Genomic DNA, 1,106 nt, shown 5'->3' on the forward strand with positions numbered 1-1,106 from the left:
GGACCCGGACCTGGTCGTCGGGTCCCACCCGGCGCTGCCCGAGCGGCGGACCGTGGCCGCGGCGGAACTCCTGCGGCCGGCGGGCGAGCCGCCGAGCGGGACCGTCAGCCCGGAAGCCACCGCGTACGTGCTGTTCACCTCCGGCTCGACCGGCCAGCCCAAGGGCGTCGCCATGCCGCACCGGGCCCTGGCCAACCTGGTGGCGTGGCAGCACCGGACCGCGAGCGGCCGGGCCGCCGTCACGCTCCAGTACGCGCCGCTCAGCTTCGACGTGTCGTTCCAGGAGATCTTCGCGACGCTGTGCTTCGGCGGGACGCTGTGCCTGGTCCCGGACCGGGGCGACCCGGCGGCGGTGCTGCGGCTCATGCGGGCCCACCGCGTCGAGCGGGTGTTCCTGCCGTACGTCGCGCTCCAGCAGCTCGCTTCGGCCGCGGTGGCCTCGGGTGCGTACCCCGAAGACCTGCGGGTCATCATCTCGTCGGGGGAGCAGTTGCGGATCACCGACGAGATCCGGCGGCTGTGCGCCGCGGTGCCGGGGGTACTGCTGGAAAACCAGTACGGGCCCACCGAAACCCACGTCGTCACCCACCACGCGCTCACCGGCCCGCCGGAACGCTTCCCGGACCTGCCGCCCATCGGCACGCCGATCGACGGCACCGCGCTGCACGTCCTGGACGCGGACCTGCGCCGGGTCCCGCCCGGCGTCACGGGCGAGCTGTACGCGGCAGGCACGTGCCTCGCACACGGCTACCTCGGCCGCGCCGACCTCACCGCGGAACGGTTCCGGGACACCGCGTCCGGCCGGCTCTACCGCACCGGCGACCTCGGCTACGCGCTGCCCGACGGCTCGATCGTCTGCACCGGCCGCGCGGACGACCAGGCCAAGGTGCGCGGCTTCCGCGTCGAACCGGCGGAAGCGGAACTCGCCCTCGGTGACCTCGGCCGCGGGCTCGGCGAGGTCGCCGTCGTCGTCCGGCCGCGGCAGCCGGGCGGGGACCACGAGCTGGTCGCCTTCCTGACCGGGCCACCGGCCGACACGGGCGAGCTGCGCGCGGCGTTGCGCGAGACCCTGCCGGACCACCTGGTGCCGACGCACTTCCAATGGC

General features: G+C 75.0%; 1 protein-coding gene. It reads left to right on the forward strand.

Annotation, left to right across the window (positions count from 1 at the left end):
• Positions 1 to 1,106 (forward strand): AMP-binding protein (locus tag G3I65_RS56115; RefSeq protein ID WP_160704803.1); only part of this gene is annotated, 1,106 nt, incomplete at both ends.

This window comes from Amycolatopsis sp. SID8362, assembly GCF_010550475.1.
Taxonomy (GTDB): Bacteria; Actinomycetota; Actinomycetes; order Mycobacteriales; family Pseudonocardiaceae; genus Amycolatopsis; species Amycolatopsis eburnea.